This is a genomic window from Nocardioides cavernae (assembly GCF_016907475.1).
Classification (GTDB): domain Bacteria; phylum Actinomycetota; class Actinomycetes; order Propionibacteriales; family Nocardioidaceae; genus Nocardioides; species Nocardioides cavernae.
The window spans coordinates 4773339-4789574 of sequence record NZ_JAFBCA010000001.1 but is presented as its reverse complement, the minus strand read 5'-3'; the positions used below and the strand labels follow the sequence as shown (position 1 = coordinate 4789574).

Annotated in this window: 17 protein-coding genes; 10 read left to right on the top strand and 7 right to left on the bottom strand. The window is 71.8% G+C overall.

Annotated elements, in window-relative coordinates:
* Positions 1–3: 3 nt before the first annotated feature.
* The 4 genes from JOD65_RS22620 to JOD65_RS22605 form a co-directional block, all read right to left on the bottom strand.
* Entirely contained in the window at positions 4–750 is a 747-nt protein-coding gene (locus JOD65_RS22620; RefSeq protein WP_191194404.1) for a hypothetical protein, read from the bottom strand.
* Positions 751–863: 113 nt separating this feature from the next.
* Positions 864–1031 carry a hypothetical protein gene (locus JOD65_RS22615; protein ID WP_191194405.1) on the bottom strand — a complete coding sequence of 56 codons (168 nt, stop codon included), beginning with the start codon at positions 1029–1031 and terminating at the stop codon, positions 864–866.
* A 70-nt stretch (positions 1032–1101) separates the two neighbouring features.
* On the bottom strand, positions 1102–1389 hold the full coding sequence (locus JOD65_RS22610; RefSeq protein ID WP_191194406.1) for a DUF1330 domain-containing protein: 288 nt from the start codon (positions 1387–1389) through the stop codon (positions 1102–1104).
* A gap of 39 nt (positions 1390–1428) precedes the next feature.
* The gene (locus tag JOD65_RS22605) at positions 1429–2697 is read right to left on the bottom strand and encodes an MFS transporter (RefSeq protein ID WP_191194407.1); all 1269 of its coding nucleotides are present in this window, start codon (positions 2695–2697) and stop codon (positions 1429–1431) included.
* Between the two features lie 36 nt (positions 2698–2733).
* Here JOD65_RS22605 and JOD65_RS22600 point away from each other — a divergent pair, with 36 nt between their 5' ends.
* Genes JOD65_RS22600 through menD form a run of 3 tightly spaced genes read left to right on the top strand, consistent with a single transcriptional unit; the run spans position 2734 to position 6322 of the window.
* Complete coding sequence (locus JOD65_RS22600; protein ID WP_307821348.1) at positions 2734–3753, top strand: AMP-binding protein; 1020 nt, start codon at positions 2734–2736, stop codon at positions 3751–3753.
* Entirely contained in the window at positions 3753–4715 is a 963-nt protein-coding gene (locus tag JOD65_RS22595; protein WP_191194408.1) for an o-succinylbenzoate synthase, read from the top strand. The genes JOD65_RS22600 and JOD65_RS22595 overlap by 1 nt, the downstream gene beginning before the upstream one ends.
* Positions 4712–6322: a 2-succinyl-5-enolpyruvyl-6-hydroxy-3-cyclohexene-1-carboxylic-acid synthase gene (gene menD, locus JOD65_RS22590; RefSeq protein ID WP_191194409.1), complete on the top strand. Its 1611-nt coding sequence runs from the start codon at positions 4712–4714 to the stop codon at positions 6320–6322. Before JOD65_RS22595 ends, menD begins: the two co-directional genes overlap by 4 nt.
* A 51-nt stretch (positions 6323–6373) precedes the next feature.
* Here menD and JOD65_RS22585 read toward each other — a convergent pair whose 3' ends face one another.
* The gene (locus tag JOD65_RS22585; RefSeq protein WP_191194410.1) at positions 6374–7573 is read right to left on the bottom strand and encodes a glycoside hydrolase family 16 protein; all 1200 of its coding nucleotides are present in this window, start codon (positions 7571–7573) and stop codon (positions 6374–6376) included.
* 136 nt (positions 7574–7709) lie between these two features.
* On the opposite strand from JOD65_RS22585, the gene JOD65_RS22580 reads away from it, so the two are divergent.
* Positions 7710–8345: an MBL fold metallo-hydrolase gene (locus JOD65_RS22580; RefSeq protein ID WP_191194411.1), complete on the top strand. Its 636-nt coding sequence runs from the start codon at positions 7710–7712 to the stop codon at positions 8343–8345.
* A 49-nt stretch (positions 8346–8394) separates the two neighbouring features.
* Here JOD65_RS22580 and JOD65_RS22575 read toward each other — a convergent pair whose 3' ends face one another.
* Complete coding sequence (locus tag JOD65_RS22575) at positions 8395–9636, bottom strand: isochorismate synthase (protein ID WP_191194412.1); 1242 nt, start codon at positions 9634–9636, stop codon at positions 8395–8397.
* Positions 9637–9756: 120 nt separating this feature from the next.
* Here JOD65_RS22575 and JOD65_RS22570 point away from each other — a divergent pair, with 120 nt between their 5' ends.
* Positions 9757–10944: an AMP-binding protein gene (locus tag JOD65_RS22570; protein ID WP_191194413.1), complete on the top strand. Its 1188-nt coding sequence runs from the start codon at positions 9757–9759 to the stop codon at positions 10942–10944.
* Between the two features lie 10 nt (positions 10945–10954).
* Here JOD65_RS22570 and JOD65_RS22565 read toward each other — a convergent pair whose 3' ends face one another.
* A complete protein-coding gene (locus JOD65_RS22565) occupies positions 10955–11962 on the bottom strand; it encodes a L,D-transpeptidase family protein (protein WP_191194414.1) in 1008 nt (335 codons plus the stop codon).
* A 101-nt stretch (positions 11963–12063) separates the two neighbouring features.
* Between JOD65_RS22565 and JOD65_RS22560 the strand changes: the two genes are divergently transcribed.
* The 5 genes from JOD65_RS22560 (at position 12064) to JOD65_RS22540 (ending at position 16188) form a co-directional block, all read left to right on the top strand.
* Positions 12064–12753 carry a demethylmenaquinone methyltransferase gene (locus JOD65_RS22560; RefSeq protein WP_191194415.1) on the top strand — a complete coding sequence of 230 codons (690 nt, stop codon included), beginning with the start codon at positions 12064–12066 and terminating at the stop codon, positions 12751–12753.
* A gap of 200 nt (positions 12754–12953) precedes the next feature.
* The gene (locus tag JOD65_RS22555; RefSeq protein ID WP_191194416.1) at positions 12954–13313 is read left to right on the top strand and encodes an NADH-quinone oxidoreductase subunit A; all 360 of its coding nucleotides are present in this window, start codon (positions 12954–12956) and stop codon (positions 13311–13313) included.
* A gap of 132 nt (positions 13314–13445) precedes the next feature.
* Positions 13446–14000, top strand: coding sequence for a NuoB/complex I 20 kDa subunit family protein (locus JOD65_RS22550; protein WP_191194417.1), 555 nt, complete (start codon positions 13446–13448; stop codon positions 13998–14000).
* Positions 13997–14848 carry an NADH-quinone oxidoreductase subunit C gene (locus JOD65_RS22545; protein WP_191194418.1) on the top strand — a complete coding sequence of 284 codons (852 nt, stop codon included), beginning with the start codon at positions 13997–13999 and terminating at the stop codon, positions 14846–14848. The genes JOD65_RS22550 and JOD65_RS22545 overlap by 4 nt, the downstream gene beginning before the upstream one ends.
* Entirely contained in the window at positions 14848–16188 is a 1341-nt protein-coding gene (locus tag JOD65_RS22540; protein ID WP_191194419.1) for an NADH-quinone oxidoreductase subunit D, read from the top strand. The genes JOD65_RS22545 and JOD65_RS22540 overlap by 1 nt, the downstream gene beginning before the upstream one ends.
* Positions 16189–16236 lie beyond the last annotated feature (48 nt).

The window sequence follows — 16236 nt, the reverse complement described above, 5'->3', positions numbered from 1 at the left end:
GGCTCAGCCGGCGGAGTCCGAACCCGGGCACGCCACCTCCAGCACCGGGTTGCGCGCTGCCGCGCGGTAGGCGTCCAGGTCCCGCACGCCGCGCCTCCACATCGACAGCCACATCTCGGTCGCCTTCTCGGGCGACAGCGTGCCCATCCGGAGCATGTCCATGTGGTGCACGTGGGTGTCCCAGGTGTCGATCGACGTCTTCGCTGTCTGGGCGGCACCGAGCTCTGCCTCGACGAGGCGGGAGCAGGAGCGCAGGGCTGCCGGTGCGGGACCCAGCAGCGCGGGAGCCGGGCAGTCGACGCCGGTGCGCTCGAGGGCGGTCCAGGCCTTCCGGAAACGGTCGACGTTCCGCTGGGCGCCCAGCCTTGTCTGGTTCCAGAAGGCCGTCGCCTGCTGCAGGGTGATCTCGCCGACCACGAGCTGGTTCATGGCGTCGACGTGCACGTCCCACTGCCGAAGCGCGGGTCGCGCCGCCCCGAGGGGGTCCTCGAGCGCTGCAGCCGCCTCGGAGCAGCGCGCCGCCCGAGTGTCTGCCGCCTGCTCCGGCGGTGCAGAGGCGTCACTGTCACGGGGCTCTGGACCTGGCTCGTCGGCGACGCTGCGGCTGCTCGCCTGCAGCCTGGCGTCACCAGCGTCGTCATCCACGACGTTGACCCAGAGGACCACACCCAGCAGGCCCAGGACGGTGCCCACCAGGAAGGTGAGGCCCAGCAGCTTGGCCGGGGCCATCGATCCCACGTTGGTCTCCATGCCTGTCCCTCCACGACAGAGATCCAGCCTTTTCTGGACCGTAGGTCGTGACCAGCCGTCGGTCACCACCCTGAGGTGGGTAATACGACGCGCCCCGGGCGTCGGTCCCGCGGCTACGGAGCCCGGCCGTCCTCGTCGTCGGCCTCGTCCTGGGGGCGGCCCTGCGCCATCCGCGCGGTGTCACGCCTGATCTGCTCGGCCCTGCGTCGCTCGAACAGCAGGATGGCCACGACGACCCCCACCATCACGACGACGGTGGCGACGAGCCGGAAGGCGTCCATCCCTCCACCATGCCACGCAGCCGGCGGGGAGCACGGCGGGCGAAGGGCGACGAAGGGCGGCGGAGGGCGGCTACGCGCCGGGCACCACGCGCATGTCGCGGTCAGCGCCGCCGTCGAGCGCGCGGAGCGCCTCCTGGTAGGCCTCGCTGTCGTGCGCAGCGACGGCCGCCTCGACCGACGGGAACTCGATCACGATCGTGCGGGTGGACTCGCCCTTCTCGAAGGTCACCTCCGGCACGCCGCGCACCAGGAACCGGCCACCCGCCGCGGTCAGCGCCGGACCGGCGAGCGTGGCGTAGGCCGCCACCTTGTCGGAGTCGTGGACGGCCTTGTAGGTGGTGATCCAGTACGCGGTCATGGCCGCGACCCTACGGCGTACGACGGGTGCCGCGGCCGGTCAGGTCGCCGAGCCGTGCCGTGCGAGGTAGCGCTCGGCGGCCCGGGCCGACGGGCCCATGGTGAGCGTCGAGACCGCCACGATGGCCGCGATCGTGATCCACCCGAACGACCCGTGCTCCATCGCCAGCCAGGTGTAGAGCGCGGGCGCCCACACCGAGCCGAGCGTGCCGCCGATGTGGGCGGCGCCCTGGTACTCCGCGCGCTGGTCGGCGTCGGTCAGGTCCGACATGAAGCCCCAGTGACCGGCCGACTGGAAGAGCTCGGCGCCGGTGACCGTGACGTGGCCGAGCCAGACCAGCGCGATCGTGAGCCAGCCGATCGTGTCGTGGGTGACGAGCACGATGGCGCAGGACAGGACGAAGAAGCCGGACGAGATGTACGACGCCCGCAGCGACCGTGCGACGGAGTCGACGCCGCGTGCAGCGGCGACCTGCAGCAGCACCGCCATGACGGTGTTGGTGGCGAAGAGCCACGCGAGCAGCACGCGCGGGGCGTCGGTCTCCTCCACGAGCCACAGCGGGATCACGATGTTGAGCAGCACCTGGTTGGTGCCGAGCACGCCGTCGCCCGTCATCAGGGCGAGGAACGGCCGGTTCTTCAGCGCACGCGGCTTGATCACCTCGTCGTCGGTGTGTCTCGGGGCTTTCGCCGGCGGGTCGGGCAGCCGGGTGATCCAGTACGTGTTCGCGAGCAGGATGGCGCCGGTGAGGAGCGGCACGGCGCGCACGACGGCGTCGCTGTTGGTGGCCAGGGCGAGGCCGCCGATGAGGGCGCCGACCGTGAACCCGATGTTGAGCGCGGCCCGCATGAAGGCCTGCGACTGGACGCGCTCCTCGCGGGTGAAGATGTCGATCGTGTAGGCACCGCGGCCGCTCCAGCCGGCCTGGCTGACCACCTCGAGCACGACCATCATCGCGAGGTACGCGGCGAAGCCGTGGATCAGCGGCCACACGAGGTAGAGCAGGGCGGTGAGCCCGGCGCCGATCGCCCACATGCGCCTCGTGCCGACCCGGTCGGCGAGCTTGCCCGCCGGCACCGCGAAGAAGAACGACACGAGGCCGGCGACAGTGAGGCCGATGCCGACCTGGGCGGCCGAGAGGCCCACGATCTGGGTGAAGAAGACCGCCGAGCCGGTGATGAACGTGCCCTCGCCGACCGCGAAGAGGATCGACTGGACCGACAGTGACCGTGCGAGCGGTGACGGCGGGAGCTGGCGCTGCCACCACGACTGCGTCCCGGGCTCACGCCGTGTCTCGGTACCGTCCATCCTGCTCATGCTGGCAGAGCCACTAGCGTTCGTCGTGTGAGTTTCCTGCGGCCCTCGGACGAGCCCTCCGTCGCCATCCGGCAGCTGTCGGCGTGGCTGGAGGCCGACGCCCCACCACCGCTGCTCATCGAGACCTCCGGCTCGACAGGCAGGCCGAAGGGGGTCGTCCTCCCGCGCCGCGCCGTGCTCGCGAGCGTCGAGGCGTCCGCCCGTCGGCTGGGCGGGACGGGCCGGTGGCTGCTCGCGCTGCCGTCGTCGTACGTCGCGGGGGTGCAGGTCATCGTCCGCTCGCTGGTCGCCGGACACGAGCCCGTCGTCGTGGACGGCCTCGACATCGGGCGCGTGGTCGCGGCCGACCACGCCGGCACCCCGACGTTCGCCTCGCTCGTGCCGACGCAGCTCCACCGCATCGTGGGCGACCCCGAGCAGGTCGCCGCCCTCGCCCGCTGCCACGCGGTCCTCGTGGGCGGCGGCGGCCTCGACCCTGACGTGCGCAGGCGCGCCGAGGAGCAGGGCGTCCGCGTCGTCGCCACCTACGGCTCGTCGGAGACCGCCGGCGGGTGCGTCTACGACGGCATGCCGCTCGACGGGGTCGGCGTCACGATCGGCGCCGAGGGACGGGTGCGCATCGCCGGCCCGACGCTCTTCAGCCACTACGCCGACGACCCCGGGCTGACCGCCGAGTCCGTCGTCGACGGCTGGTTCCTCACCTCCGACGCCGGCCGCTTCGACGAGGACGGACGCCTGCAGGTCATCGGCCGCGTCGACGACGTGGTCGTCAGCGGCGGCGTGAAGGTCCCGGTCACCGCCGTCGCCCGACGACTCCGCGAGCACCTCCTCGTCACCGACGCCGAGGTCCTCGGTGTCCCGGACCCCGAGTGGGGCCAGCGGGTCGTCGCCGTCGTGGTCGGCAGCGTCCGTGAGGCCGAGCTGCGCGACTGGGTCAGCCTCGAGCACCCGAGGTCGTGGGCGCCCCGCGAGTTCCGGTGGGTCGAGAGCCTGCCGCTGCTGCCCAACGGCAAGGTCGACCGGCAGGCGATCAGGGCCGCGCTCTGATGGCCCGGCCCGTGGACGACCTGCACGTCTTCTCCATCCCGCTGCGCACCAGGTTCCGTGGCATCACGGTCCGCGAGGGCGTGCTGCTGCGCGGCGACGCCGGTTGGGGGGAGTGGTCGCCGTTCCTGGAGTACGACGACGCGACCGCCCGCCCGTGGCTCGCCTGCGCGCGCGAGGCGGCTGACGTGGGGTGGCCGGAGCCGCTGCGCACCGTCGTACCCGTCAACGTCACCGTCCCCGCGACCGACCCCGACCGGGCGCACGCCATCGTCACCGCCGGCGGCTGCCGCACGGCCAAGGTCAAGGTCGCCGAGCGCGGCCAGACGCTGGCCGACGACCTGGCACGCGTCGAGGCGGTGCGCGACGCCCTCGGGCCGGACGGCCTGGTGCGGGTCGACGCCAACGGCGCGTGGGACGTCGACGAGGCGGTCCGCGCGATCGCCGCGATCGACCGCGCGGCCGGCGGCCTGGAGTACGTCGAGCAGCCGGTGATGGCCGTCGAGGACCTCGCTGTCGTACGACGACGCGTGCACGTGCCGGTGGCCGCCGACGAGTCGATCCGCCGGGCCGAGGACCCCTACCGGGTCCGCGACCTCGAGGCCGCCGACGTGGCCGTGCTGAAGGTGCAGCCGCTCGGTGGGGTGCGGGCGTGCCTGCGCATCGCCGAGGACATCGGCCTGCCGGTGGTGGTCTCCAGCGCCGTCGAGTCGAGCGTCGGCATCGCCGCCGGCGTCGCCCTCGCGGCGGCGCTTCCCGAGCTCCACCACGCGTGCGGGCTCGCGACCGTGCAGCTGCTGACCGACGACGTGGTCACCGATCCGATGCTGCCGGTCGACGGCATGCTGCGGGTGGGTCGACCCGAGGTGGATGACGCGGCGCTGGCACGGCTGGCGGCTCCTGCGGACAGGGTCGCCCACTGGCGCGACCGGCTGGCGTCGGTACGGCAGGATCAGCGAGCGTGACCAACCCGTCGACCGAGCTCGCCCGCGCCGTGGTGACCGCGCTCCGCGGCGCCGGCGTGCGTGAGGCGGTCATCGCGCCCGGCTCCCGCAACGCGCCGCTCTCCTTCGCGCTCTACGACGCCGCCACTGCCGGGGCCCTGCGCCTGCACACGCGCATCGACGAGCGGACGGCCGGCTTCCTCGCCCTCGGCCTCGCGAAGGTCGGCAACCGCCCCGCCGCGGTGTCGTGCACCTCGGGCACGGCCGTGGCGAACCTCCTGCCCGCCGTGGTCGAGGCCGCCCACGCCGGTGTGCCGATGGTGGTCGTGACCGCCGACCGGCCTGCGCGACTGCGCGGCTCCGGCGCCAACCAGACCACCGACCAGGTCGGGATCTTCGGCTCCTTCGCCCCGACGCTCGACGTCGTCGCCGCCGATCTCGACGCGATCCTCGCGTTCGTCCGCAGCCACGGGGGCAACCGGCCGGTGCACCTCAACGTGCAGCTCGACGAGCCGCTGCTGCCCGACGACGGGGGCTGGGGGGGCGCCGCCGAGGACCCGCCGTCGTGGCCGGCCACGCCCGCCGCTCCCGTGGAGCGACTGGTCCTCGAGCCCGGGCCCCGCACGGTCGTCGTCGCCGGGGACGACGCCGGTCCGCCCGCCCGCGTCCTCGCCGAGAAGGCCGGCTGGCCGCTCCTCGCCGAGCCGTCCAGCGGCTGTCGCACCGGTGACAACGTGGTGCGCACCTACCGGCTGCTGCTGGGCGGTGAGCTGGGGCAACAGGTCGAGCGGGTGGTGGTCCACGGCCACCCCACGCTGTCGCGCCCGGTCGCGCGCCTGCTCGCCCGCGACGACGTCGAGGTCGTCTCGACCCGCCACCGCGGCAGGTGGGCCGAGCGCCCGTTTGCCGTGGCCCACGAGGTGGACCAGGTCGACGTCACCGGGCCCGGCGACCCGGCCTGGCTCGAGGCCTGGCGCGAGGCGGACCGCGCCACGTCGCGCGGGCTCGACCGGTTCCTCGCCGCCGAGGCCGACCTCACGCCGTACGAGGTGGCCGGGGCGGTCAGTCGTGCCCTGCCTGCCGGCGGGCTGCTGTTCGTCGGCGCCTCCAACCCGGTCCGCGACCTCGACCTGATGGTCGCCCGCTACGAGGTGGGCGGCCGCCGCAAGGTCATAGCCAACCGGGGCCTGGCCGGCATCGACGGCACCATCAGCTCGGCGATCGGCGCGGCGCTGGGCCGGCCGCGGTCCACGCGCGCGCTGGCCCTGATGGGCGACGTGACGTTCCTGCACGACACGACGGGCCTCCTCCTCGGCCCGCGCGAGGAGCGCCCGGACCTGACGATCGTCGTGGTGAACGACGACGGCGGGTCGATCTTCGCGACGCTCGAGCAGGGCGCACCGGAGCACGCCGACCGCTTCGACACCCTCTTCGGCACCCCGCACGGCGTCGACGTCGCCAGCCTGTGCGCGGCCGCCCGGGTGCCGCACCTGCGGGTCACCGGGCTGCCCGAGCTGGAGCAGGCCCTCGCCACCCCCAACGGCGGGATCGAGGTCGTCGAGGCGCGCGTACGACGCGACAACCGCGCCGAGCTGGACGCAAAGATCCGCGCCCTGGTCCTTCCCTGAATCAGGGAGTGCGGTCCAGGGCGCGGATCGTCGTGCCGGTGAGTCAGTCGATCAGGGCTGCGGGGTCTCCCACACGCGGACCCAGTCGACGTACATGTGCTGCGGGAGCTTCTTGTCCGACATCTCCAGCGCCTCGTAGTCGGAGGCGAGCAGGCTCAGGATGAGGTACTGCCGGGCCTTCGAGACGCGGGCCGACGTGCGCCAGGTCTCCTTGCCGTCGATGCGGAAGATGATCGTCCTCGGCGTCCACTGGACCGAGAAGACGTGGTAGTTCTTCGACCAGCCGTCCTTCTTGTTGGTCAGGTAGGACTTCGAGTCCTTGATCCACGAGCCGGTCTTGATCAGGCGCTTGCCCTTGTACCAGTGGATGAAGCTGGTGAGGCCACCCTGCGGGTGCTTGTCACCGAAGTACTCGATGATGTCGATCTCGTGGCCGTCGCTGCCGGGGCCGTTGCCGCCGACGGGCTGCGACCAGAAGCTGGAGTGCTGGCCCTGCGACTTGTGCATCTTGACGCGGGCGGCGGCAACGCCGTAGCGGAAGTCGAACCCGCCCTCGGTGCCGACGTGGCCGTTGAGGCGGTAGGAGATCTTCTTCTTCATCTTGCGCGAGGTGGCCTTGCACTTGCCCTTGGCCGACTTGTCCTTGATGACGCTCAGGCGCAGGGCGCCGCTGCCGACCTTGACGGCCTTCGGGTCACCCTTGGAGCACTTGCGCTTGCTCTGCGGCTCGTACTTCTGGCCGCGCATGTTCCACACGGGGCTGAGCGTGCTGCCGGAGAACTCGTCGGTGAAGGTCGGGGTCAGCCACTGCGTCGTGTCGGCGGAGGTGCTGGAGACCTTCTTGAGGCCCTTGAACTTCTGCGCGGTGACGCGGTAGGTCACGGCGGCGCCACCGCTGGAGACGGCGGCCTTGAAGTTGGCGTCACCGGACTTCTCCTGCTTGGCGGTGCCGACCTTCTTCCAGGACGTGCCGACCAGGCGCTCGAGGACGACCTTGCGGCCGACCTTGACCGGCTTGATGGTCGCGGTGACGGCGCCCTTGGCGGAGTCGGCGCTGGCGGTGCGCTTGCCCTGCTGGACGATCTGCGGGAGCACCTCCACCGAGATCTTCTGGCCGGCCTTCTTCGTCACCGACGTCGACGCGGGCTTGGCCGCGGAGTCGGTGGCCGAACCGGTCTCGACCGTCAGGAGCAGGGACGCGGGCAGGAGCAGCGCGACGGCGCTGCCTGCGAGCACGCGGCGTGCAGACATGTAGGACTCTCTTCGTCTCGGGTGCGATTGGCAATTCCCCCAGGGCACTCCACCCGTCGGAGGCTGCCCCACCCTAACCTTCTGCCCCACCCGTACGACGATTCCCCAGCCGCGGGGCGCGCCTAGGGTGGGGACCATGCGGATCACCAAGTTCGGCCACGCGTGCGTCCGGGTGCAGGGCGACGGCGGTGTCGTCGTCATCGACCCGGGAGTGTTCACCGACCCCGCTGCGCTCGAGGGCGCGGACGCCGTCCTGATCACCCACGAGCACGCCGACCACGTGCATCCCGACCATCTTCGCGGGAGCGGTGTGCCGATCTGGACCATCGCCGCGGTCGAGCGGCTGCTGCGCGAGCAGGCACCCGAGGTCGCCGACCGCGTCACGGTCGTGCGGCCAGGTGACCGGCTCGAGGTCGCCGGCACGGCGGTCGAGGTCGTGGGCGAGAAGCACGCGGTGATCCACCCCGACTACGACCGCTTCGACAACTCCGGCTACGTGCTGGAGTCCGGGGGAGCGAGCGTCTTCCACCCGGGTGACGCGCTGACGCCGCCCGGTCGCGAGGTCGACGTCCTCCTCGCGCCGGTGAGCGCTCCGTGGCTCAAGGTCAGCGAGGCGATCGACTTCGTGCGCGAGGTCGCGGCGCCCCGCTCGCTGGCGATCCACGACCGCGTCTACAGCGACATCGGCCTCGACATGGTCGCCACCCACATGGGCAACCTGCTGCCGGCGGGCCAGGCGTTCGAGCGTCGCGAGCCGGGCCGGGACCTCTGAGGAGGCGCTTCGGTGGTCGAGTGGCGAGCGCCAGCGAGCGTATCGAGACTCAGCCGGCGCCGAGCGCGTCGCGCACGGGCACGAACTTCGCCTGCGACTCGGCCAGCTCGGCCTCGGGGTCCGAGCTCGCCACGATGCCGCAGCCGGCGAAGAGCCGCACCCCCGACTCGGTCACCGTCGCTGAGCGCAGCGCGATGCCCCACTCACCGTCGCCCGAGGCGTCCATCCAGCCGACGGGGCCGGCGTAGCGCTCGCGCGGCATCCCCTCGATCTCGGCGATGAGCCGGGTGGCGTCGGTCGTCGGGGTGCCCCCGACCGCTGCCGAGGGGTGGAGCGACTCGGCCAGCTGCAGCGACGTCGCGTTGTCGTGGACCACGCCGTTGACGTCGGTGGCCAGGTGCATGACGTTGGGCAGGTGGAGGACGAACGGCGCCTCCGGCACGTTCATCGACGAGCAGTGCGGCTCGAGGGCGTCGGCGACCGAGCGCACGGCGTACTCGTGCTCCTCGAGGTCCTTCGACGAGCGGGCCAGGGTGGCGGCCAGCGCGAGGTCGCGCTCGTCGTCGCCCGTACGCCGGATCGTCCCGGCCAGCACGCGGGAGGTCACCAGGCCGCGCTCGCGGCGTACGAGCATCTCGGGGGTGGCGCCGAACAGGCCGTCCACGTGGAAGGTCCAGCACATCTCGTACTGCGCGGCCAGCCGGTGCAGCGGCCAGCGGACGTCGAGCGGCTCGTCGGTGGTCGCGATGAGGTCGCGGGCGAGCACGACCTTCTCCAGGTCGCCGGCGGAGATCCGGCGGACCGCCTCGGCGACGACCGTCATCCACTCCTCGCCGTTGCGGGCGCCGTCGGAGAACGCGAGGCCGACGGGCGGCTCGGGGGCAGGGGCGGGGACCAGCGTGGGTGCCTCGACCGAGACGGTGGTCAGCCAGGTCCGGTCGCCGCGGCGGCCCACGATGACCTGCGGGATGACCAGCAGGGACTCGCCGGGCTCGTCGGCGAACGCGAAGGCCCCGAACGAGACCAGGCCCGTGCCGGGCTCGGCCACCTGGTCCTCGACCCGGGCGCGCGCCACGGTCTCGGACCACCACTTCACGGCGTCGCTGAACCGGGTCGGTCCGGACGTCTCGAGGCGGGCCGCGACGCCCCAGCCCACGAGGCCCTCGCCCCGGCGCAGCCAGCTGACCGGCTCGTGCCGCGGCAGCAGGTCGAGGAGGGGGAGATCCGCCAGGTCCACCGGGACGGTGCGCACGACGAGCGGCGGGGTGGAGGCGGACGCGGGGATCGTCACGAGGGCGCAGCCTACGCCGAGGCGTGGAGGGGGAGGAGGGGAGATCGGCCAAACGGCGAACAGGAGAGGCGCACGTCACCTAGGTTGCCTCGGTAACCGACACCCCCTAGGAGCCCGCACGTGCCTGCCCACGAATCTCCTCTCGTCCGGTTGGAGCGCCACGCGCGCAACCGCGCGCTCGAGGTCGCCGTGACGGAGGTGCGCGACGGGACGTGGACCTCGCTGACGTGGAACGAGCTCTACCGGCGGGTGATCGACGGCGCGGCCGGCATGATCGAGGCCGGGGTCAACCCCGGCCAGGTCGTCGTCATCCGGGTCGCGACCGGAGCCCGCCAGCTCGAGCTCGAGCTCGCCACCCGTGTCGCCGGGGCGGTGCCGCTGCTGCTCCCCGAGCACCTCGACGCCGCCGAGGTGGGTCGGCTCCTCGACGAGGTCGAGGTGCGTCTCGTCGTCGTCGACGACGAGAGCCGGCTGTCGCTGCTGCGGCGCGCGGCCCTGGCCGACGCCCAGCTCTTCGAGTGCGACGACCGCTCGTGGGAACGCCTGCGGGGGATGGGGCTCGAGCGGCGCAAGCGCCAGCCCGACCTGCTGTCCTGGGTCGCCAACGCCCGCGCCGGCGCATCGTCCTCGCCGGTGCTGGGACTGCCGCGGGAGAAGAGCCAGGCGTGGCTCTTCCGGCCCGAGTGCTCCGGCGCGCTGTCCGACCTCACCGGCACCGACGTCGTCCTGCTGACCGGCGAGGCGACCGACCGCTTCACGACCGTCGCGCGCGACGCGCACCTGACGTCGGGGTGCACCCTCGCGTGGGTCGCGACGCCCGACCAGCTCGAGGGCGCCCTCACCCACGTCCGACCCACGCACGTGCTGCTCGACCGCGAGGCGGCAAGGGTGCTGGAGCAGCTGCTCGAGTCCGCGACCGTCGACGGCTCCGCGTGGCACGAGACGCCCCGCGACGTGCTCGAGGCCATGTCGGCCCACGTGGCCGAGGCGCGGCAGGGCTCGCGGGCGCGCAAGCTCGCCGCCGAGGTGTCCGCCCTGGCTCCCTGGTGGGGTGACCGGCTGCGGGTGCTCGTGATGGACGCCCGGGTCAACCGCACCATCAGCGGCCTGGCGACGACGCTGGGCTTCCGCATCGGTCGCGTCGCGCACCACCCGGCCATCCGGCTCGAGCTGTCGCGCGAGCACGCCGTGGTCGCCGTGCCTGCAGCACTGCAGGTCGAGGCGGCCTCGGCGTCCCTCCCGCGCCGTGGGCGGGCCGGCGACGGCCTGGACTCCGCCTTCTCGCTCGCCGGCAGCACCGGCTCCTGAACCGGCTCGCTCAGGAGCGGTAGACGATCACCTTGTCGCCGAGCCTGACCCGGTCGAACAGCCAGGCCACGACCGCGCGGTCGCGCACGTTGACGCAGCCGTGGGACGCCCCGTTGTAGCCGTTGGCCGCGAAGTCGGGGGAGTAGTGCACGGCCTGGCCGCCCGAGAAGAACATCGCGAACGGCATCGGGGTGTCGTAGAGGCTCGAGACGTGGTCGCGCGACTTGCGGAACACCGTGAACGCCCCTTCGCGGGTGGGCAGCTCGTCGGACCCGAAGCGCACCTCGACGGTCTCCAGCACCGCGCCGTCGACGACCCAGCGCAGCGAGTTCGACGTCTTGTCGACGCACATCGCCCGGCCCGTGAGGCAGCGCGGGTCGAGGGCGGGGCCGGAGGGCACGACGTTGAAGAGCTCGGCCTTGGTCGGCTCGCGGGTCATCTCCTTGAGCCGCGTGAGGGTGCGCCGGTCGACCGCACCGGTCACCGGGATCCGGCGCTTGGCCTGGAACCCCTCCACCGCCTTCACGGTCGCCTGCGTGTAGCGCCCGGTCACCCGGGCGTCGTACCAGCGGACCTGCTTGAGCCGGGCCTGCACCTGGCGCACCCACATGCCGGCGTCGCCCTGCTGCAGCAGCGGCTTGCCGGGCGCGTAGACGTTGTGCAGCGCCTCGGTCGTCGGCTGGGTCGTCAGGCTGACGATCTTGAGCCACGTGCGCTCGTCCACGACGCCGTCGGCGGTCCAGCCACGCCGACGCTGGACGGTGGCGACGCCGTCGCGGGTCTCGCGGTCGAAGCTGTTGGTCACGACCTCGGAGTGGAGGCCGAGCTGGTGCAGCCGGCTCTGCAGCACCCGAACCCGCCAGCCCCGGTCGCCGAGCTGCATCGGGGCGAAGTCGGCGCGTGAGCTCGACGCGGACGGCGCGGCGGCGGACGCGGAGCCGGTCGCGGCGACGCCCGTGAGGGTGGTCAGGGCGCAGAGCAGAGCAAGGACGAGCGCGAGTGCGCGGTGGCGTGACATGTGGGTCCTCCCCCGGGAAGCCAGCGACGTGGTGATCATAGGGACGTCCGACGACACCCCCACGTTGCGCCTCCCGGGGTTCGGACGCCTACGCTCGCGGCGTGGCCCGCGCTGACCTGGACAAGCAACCGACCGACGTACGTCGCATGTTCGACACCGTGGCCAAGCGCTACGACCTCACGAACGACCTGATGACGGCCGGCATCCAGCGCACCTGGCGCCGGGCGATGGTCGACGCCGTCGCACCGCAGCGCGGCGACCTGGTCCTCGACCTCGCGGCCGGCACCGGGTGCTCGAGCGAGCCCTTCGGCGCCCACGGGGCGACCGCCGTGCCGTGCGACTTCTCCGTCGGCATGCTCCAGCAGGGCAAGAAGGACCGGCCCTCGCTGCCGTTCGTCGCCGGCGACGGCACCCGGCTGCCGTTCCTGGACGACACCTTCGACGCGGTCACGATCTCCTACGGGTTGCGCAACTTCGTCGACCCGGTCGCGGGGCTCGAGGAGATGCTCCGCGTGACGCGCCCGGGCGGCCGCCTCGTCGTCTGCGAGTTCAGCACGCCCACCAACGGCGCGCTGCGCACGCTCTACCTCGACGGCTTCATGCAGGCCCTGCCCCGGATCGCCTCGCTCACCGCGAGCGCGGCCGACGCCTACGTCTACCTCGCGGAGTCGATCCGCGCCTGGCCCGACCAGGAAGGGCTCGCCGCGATGGTCGCCGAGGCCGGCTGGCAGCGTCCCGAGTGGCGCAACCTCACGGGCGGCATCGTCGCCCTGCATCGCGCCACTGCCTGATCGCGGCACGCCTATTTAGGTGACGGCATCGTTGCCTAAATGCGCAGGTCAGGGCGGCAATCGCCGCTGCGGAATGGTCTGCACCCCGAGGTGACGCACGCCGCACCGGAGTCCTAGACTGTGGCCCGCGCCACTCGTGAAGCCGTTCACAAAGTCACATGCCCGTCTGGGCGGGGCGCAGGTCCACCGGAAGGGAAGCGATGGAGCTCTACACGCCGATCCTGGCGCTGGCACTCATCGCGACGGGCTTCGCGGTCTTCTCCGTGATCATGAGCGCCGTCGTGGGTCCCAAGCGCTACAACCGGGCCAAGCTCGACTCCTACGAGTGCGGCATCGAGCCGACGCCGCAGCCCGTGGGCGGCGGCAGGATCCCGGTGAAGTACTTCATCACCGCGATGCTCTTCATCGTCTTCGACATCGAGATCATCTTCCTCTACCCGTGGGCCGTCCACTTCGACCAGATGGCCCTCTTCGGCCTCGTCGAGATGGTGCTCTTCATCGCGACTGTGTTCGTGGCGTACGCCTACGTATGGCGTCGCGGCGGCCTGGATTGGGACTGAGGCCCGTGATGCACGCACATTGCCCGCGTTGTCGTCGGTCGACGACCGCTCCGCTGCGCTCCGCTGAAGGTCGCCTTCCCTCCTCCGCCTTGGCACTGCACGCGCCTCACGACCCTCAGAGGGAGATCTGAAATGGGACTTGAAGAGAAGCTGCCGAGCGGCGTCCTGCTGACGACCGTCGAGGGCGTCGCGGGCTACATGCGCAAGGCGTCCTTCTGGCCCGCCACCTTCGGCCTGGCCTGCTGTGCCATCGAGATGATGACCACCGGCGGCCCCAAGTACGACCTCGCGCGCTTCGGCATGGAGGTCTTCCGCGCCAGCCCGCGACAGGCCGACCTGATGATCGTCGCCGGCCGGGTGAGCCAGAAGATGGCCCCGGTCCTGCGCCAGATCTACGACCAGATGCCCGAGCCCAAGTGGGTCCTCGCGATGGGTGTGTGCGCCTCCTCGGGCGGCATGTTCAACAACTACGCGATCGTCCAGGGCGTCGACCACGTCGTCCCCGTGGACATGTACCTCCCCGGCTGCCCGCCGCGTCCGGAGATGCTCATCGACGCGATCCTCAAGCTGCACGACCAGGTCCAGCACACCAAGCTGGGTGCCAACCGTCGTGACGAGGTCGCCGAGCTCGAGACCGCCGCGCTGCGCGCCCTGCCCACCTCGGAGATGAAGGGCCTCCTCCGGTGACCGACAAGCCAGACGAGAAGCACGCCGGCAAGGCCCAGGACGAGTCGGACGACAAGACCGACAAGAACGAGGCGGCGCGTCCCGCCGAGGAGCGCAACCTCGAGAAGGCCAAGTCCGAGACCGGCACCGGCAGCGGCGTCGGGCAGCCGGCTCCCGAGCAGTCGCCGGAGAACCTCCCCGCCCCGACCGGTGAGGTGCACGCGGTCGGCGAGCGCCGCGGCATGTTCGGCGTCAGCGGCACGGGTGACACCTCCGGCTACGGCGGCCTCGTCAGCGCGACGGTCTTCCCGGCCCCGTCGCAGAAGCCCTACGGCGGCTGGTTCGACGAGGTGGCGGGAGCGCTGGAGGCGCGGCTCGAGGCCACCGACCTCACCTCGGCCATCGAGAGCGTCGTGGTGCACCGCGGCGAGATCACCTTCCACGTCCGCCGCGAGGACCTGCCCTTCGTGGCGCAGATGCTGCGTGACGACGAGGCGCTGCGGTTCGAGCTCTGCTCCGGTGTCAGCGGTGTCCACTACCCCGACGACCACGGTCGCGAGCTGCACGCGGTCTACCACCTGACGTCGATGACCCACAACCGACTCATCCGCGTCGAGGTCACTGCGCCGGACAGCGACCCCCACGTGCCGAGCCTGGTGAGCATCTACCCGACGCTCGACTGGCACGAGCGCGAGACGTACGACATGTTCGGGCTGATCTTCGACGGTCACCCCGCTCTGACCCGGGTGCTCATGCCGGACGACTGGCCGGGCCACCCGCAGCGCAAGGACTACCCCCTCGGCGGCATCCCCGTCGAGTACAAGGGTGGGTCCATCCCTCCGCCGGACCAGCGCAGGAGCTACAACTGATGACCACCGAGCAGGACTTCTACGCCGCGCCCGGCGACACCAGCCAGGGCAAGGTCTTCACCGTCACCGGCCAGGACTGGGACTCGATCACGCAGAGCATCGGCGAGTCCGCCGAGGAGCGGGTCGTGGTCAACATGGGCCCGCAGCACCCTTCGACCCACGGGGTGCTCCGGCTCATCCTGGAGCTCGAGGGCGAGACGGTCACCGAGGCCCGCTGCGGCATCGGCTACCTGCACACGGGCATCGAGAAGAACATGGAGTACCGCACCTGGGTGCAGGGCACGACGTTCTGCACCCGCATGGACTACCTCTCCCCGTTCTACAACGAGGCGACCTATGCGCTCGGCGTCGAGCGGCTGCTCGACATCGAGGACGACGTCCCGGAGAAGGCGCAGGTCATGCGGGTGCTCCTCATGGAGCTCAACCGGATGTCCTCCCACCTGGTCGCCATCGCGACCGGCGGGATGGAGATCGGCGCCCTGACCGTCATGACCATCGGCTTCCGCGAGCGTGAGCTCGTGCTCGACCTGTTCGAGCTGATCACCGGCCTCCGGATGAACCACGCGTTCATCCGTCCCGGCGGGGTCGCCCAGGACCTGCCGCCCGGCGCGCTCGACGAGATCCGCGACTTCATCGCCCTGATGAGGAAGCGGCTGCCGGAGTACGCCGCCCTCTGCAACGCCAACCCGATCTTCAAGGGCCGCCTCGAGGGCGTCGGCCACCTCGACCTCGCCGGGTGCATCGCGCTCGGCCTCACCGGCCCGGTGCTCCGCTCCACGGGCTACGCCTGGGACCTGCGCAAGACCCAGCCCTACTGCGGCTACGAGGACTACGACTTCGAGGTCCAGACCTGGGACACCGCCGACTCCTACGGCCGGTTCCGGATCCGCCTCAACGAGATGTGGGAGTCGCTCAAGATCGTCGAGCAGGCCGCCGACCGCCTCGCCGGCCTCGAGGGCGCGCCGGTGATGGTGGGCGACAAGAAGATCGCGTGGCCCAGCCAGCTCGCCATCGGCAGCGACGGCATGGGCAACAGCCTCGACCACATCCGCCACATCATGGGTGAGTCGATGGAGGCGCTGATCCACCACTTCAAGCTGGTCACCGAGGGCTTCCGCGTCCCGGCCGGCCAGGCCTACGTCCCGATCGAGTCGCCTCGCGGCGAGCTGGGCGCCCACGTCGTCTCCGACGGCGGCACGCGTCCGTTCCGTGCGCACTTCCGGGACCCGTCGTTCACCAACCTGCAGGCGACGAGCGTGATGAGCGAGGGCGGCATGGTCGCCGACGTCATCGTCGCCATCGCCTCGATCGACCCCGTCATGGGAGGAGTCGACCGATGAGCCACCCCACGAACTTCTCGTTCTCCCCCGCTTCGCTCCTCCGCCCGA

Bases quoted from the DNA above. Each gene is read 5' to 3' on its own strand.
- JOD65_RS22620 (WP_191194404.1), bottom strand. From the start codon at position 750: ATGGAGACCAACGTGGGATCGATGGCCCCGGCCAAGCTGCTGGGCCTC.
- JOD65_RS22615 (WP_191194405.1), bottom strand. From the start codon at position 1,031: ATGGACGCCTTCCGGCTCGTCGCCACCGTCGTCGTGATGGTGGGGGTC.
- JOD65_RS22610 (WP_191194406.1), bottom strand. From the start codon at position 1,389: ATGACCGCGTACTGGATCACCACCTACAAGGCCGTCCACGACTCCGAC.
- JOD65_RS22605 (WP_191194407.1), bottom strand. From the start codon at position 2,697: ATGGACGGTACCGAGACACGGCGTGAGCCCGGGACGCAGTCGTGGTGG.
- JOD65_RS22595 (WP_191194408.1), top strand. From the start codon at position 3,753: ATGGCCCGGCCCGTGGACGACCTGCACGTCTTCTCCATCCCGCTGCGC.
- JOD65_RS22585 (WP_191194410.1), bottom strand. From the start codon at position 7,573: ATGTCTGCACGCCGCGTGCTCGCAGGCAGCGCCGTCGCGCTGCTCCTG.
- JOD65_RS22580 (WP_191194411.1), top strand. From the start codon at position 7,710: ATGCGGATCACCAAGTTCGGCCACGCGTGCGTCCGGGTGCAGGGCGAC.
- JOD65_RS22565 (WP_191194414.1), bottom strand. From the start codon at position 11,962: ATGTCACGCCACCGCGCACTCGCGCTCGTCCTTGCTCTGCTCTGCGCC.
- JOD65_RS22555 (WP_191194416.1), top strand. From the start codon at position 12,954: ATGGAGCTCTACACGCCGATCCTGGCGCTGGCACTCATCGCGACGGGC.
- JOD65_RS22550 (WP_191194417.1), top strand. From the start codon at position 13,446: ATGGGACTTGAAGAGAAGCTGCCGAGCGGCGTCCTGCTGACGACCGTC.
- JOD65_RS22540 (WP_191194419.1), top strand. From the start codon at position 14,848: ATGACCACCGAGCAGGACTTCTACGCCGCGCCCGGCGACACCAGCCAG.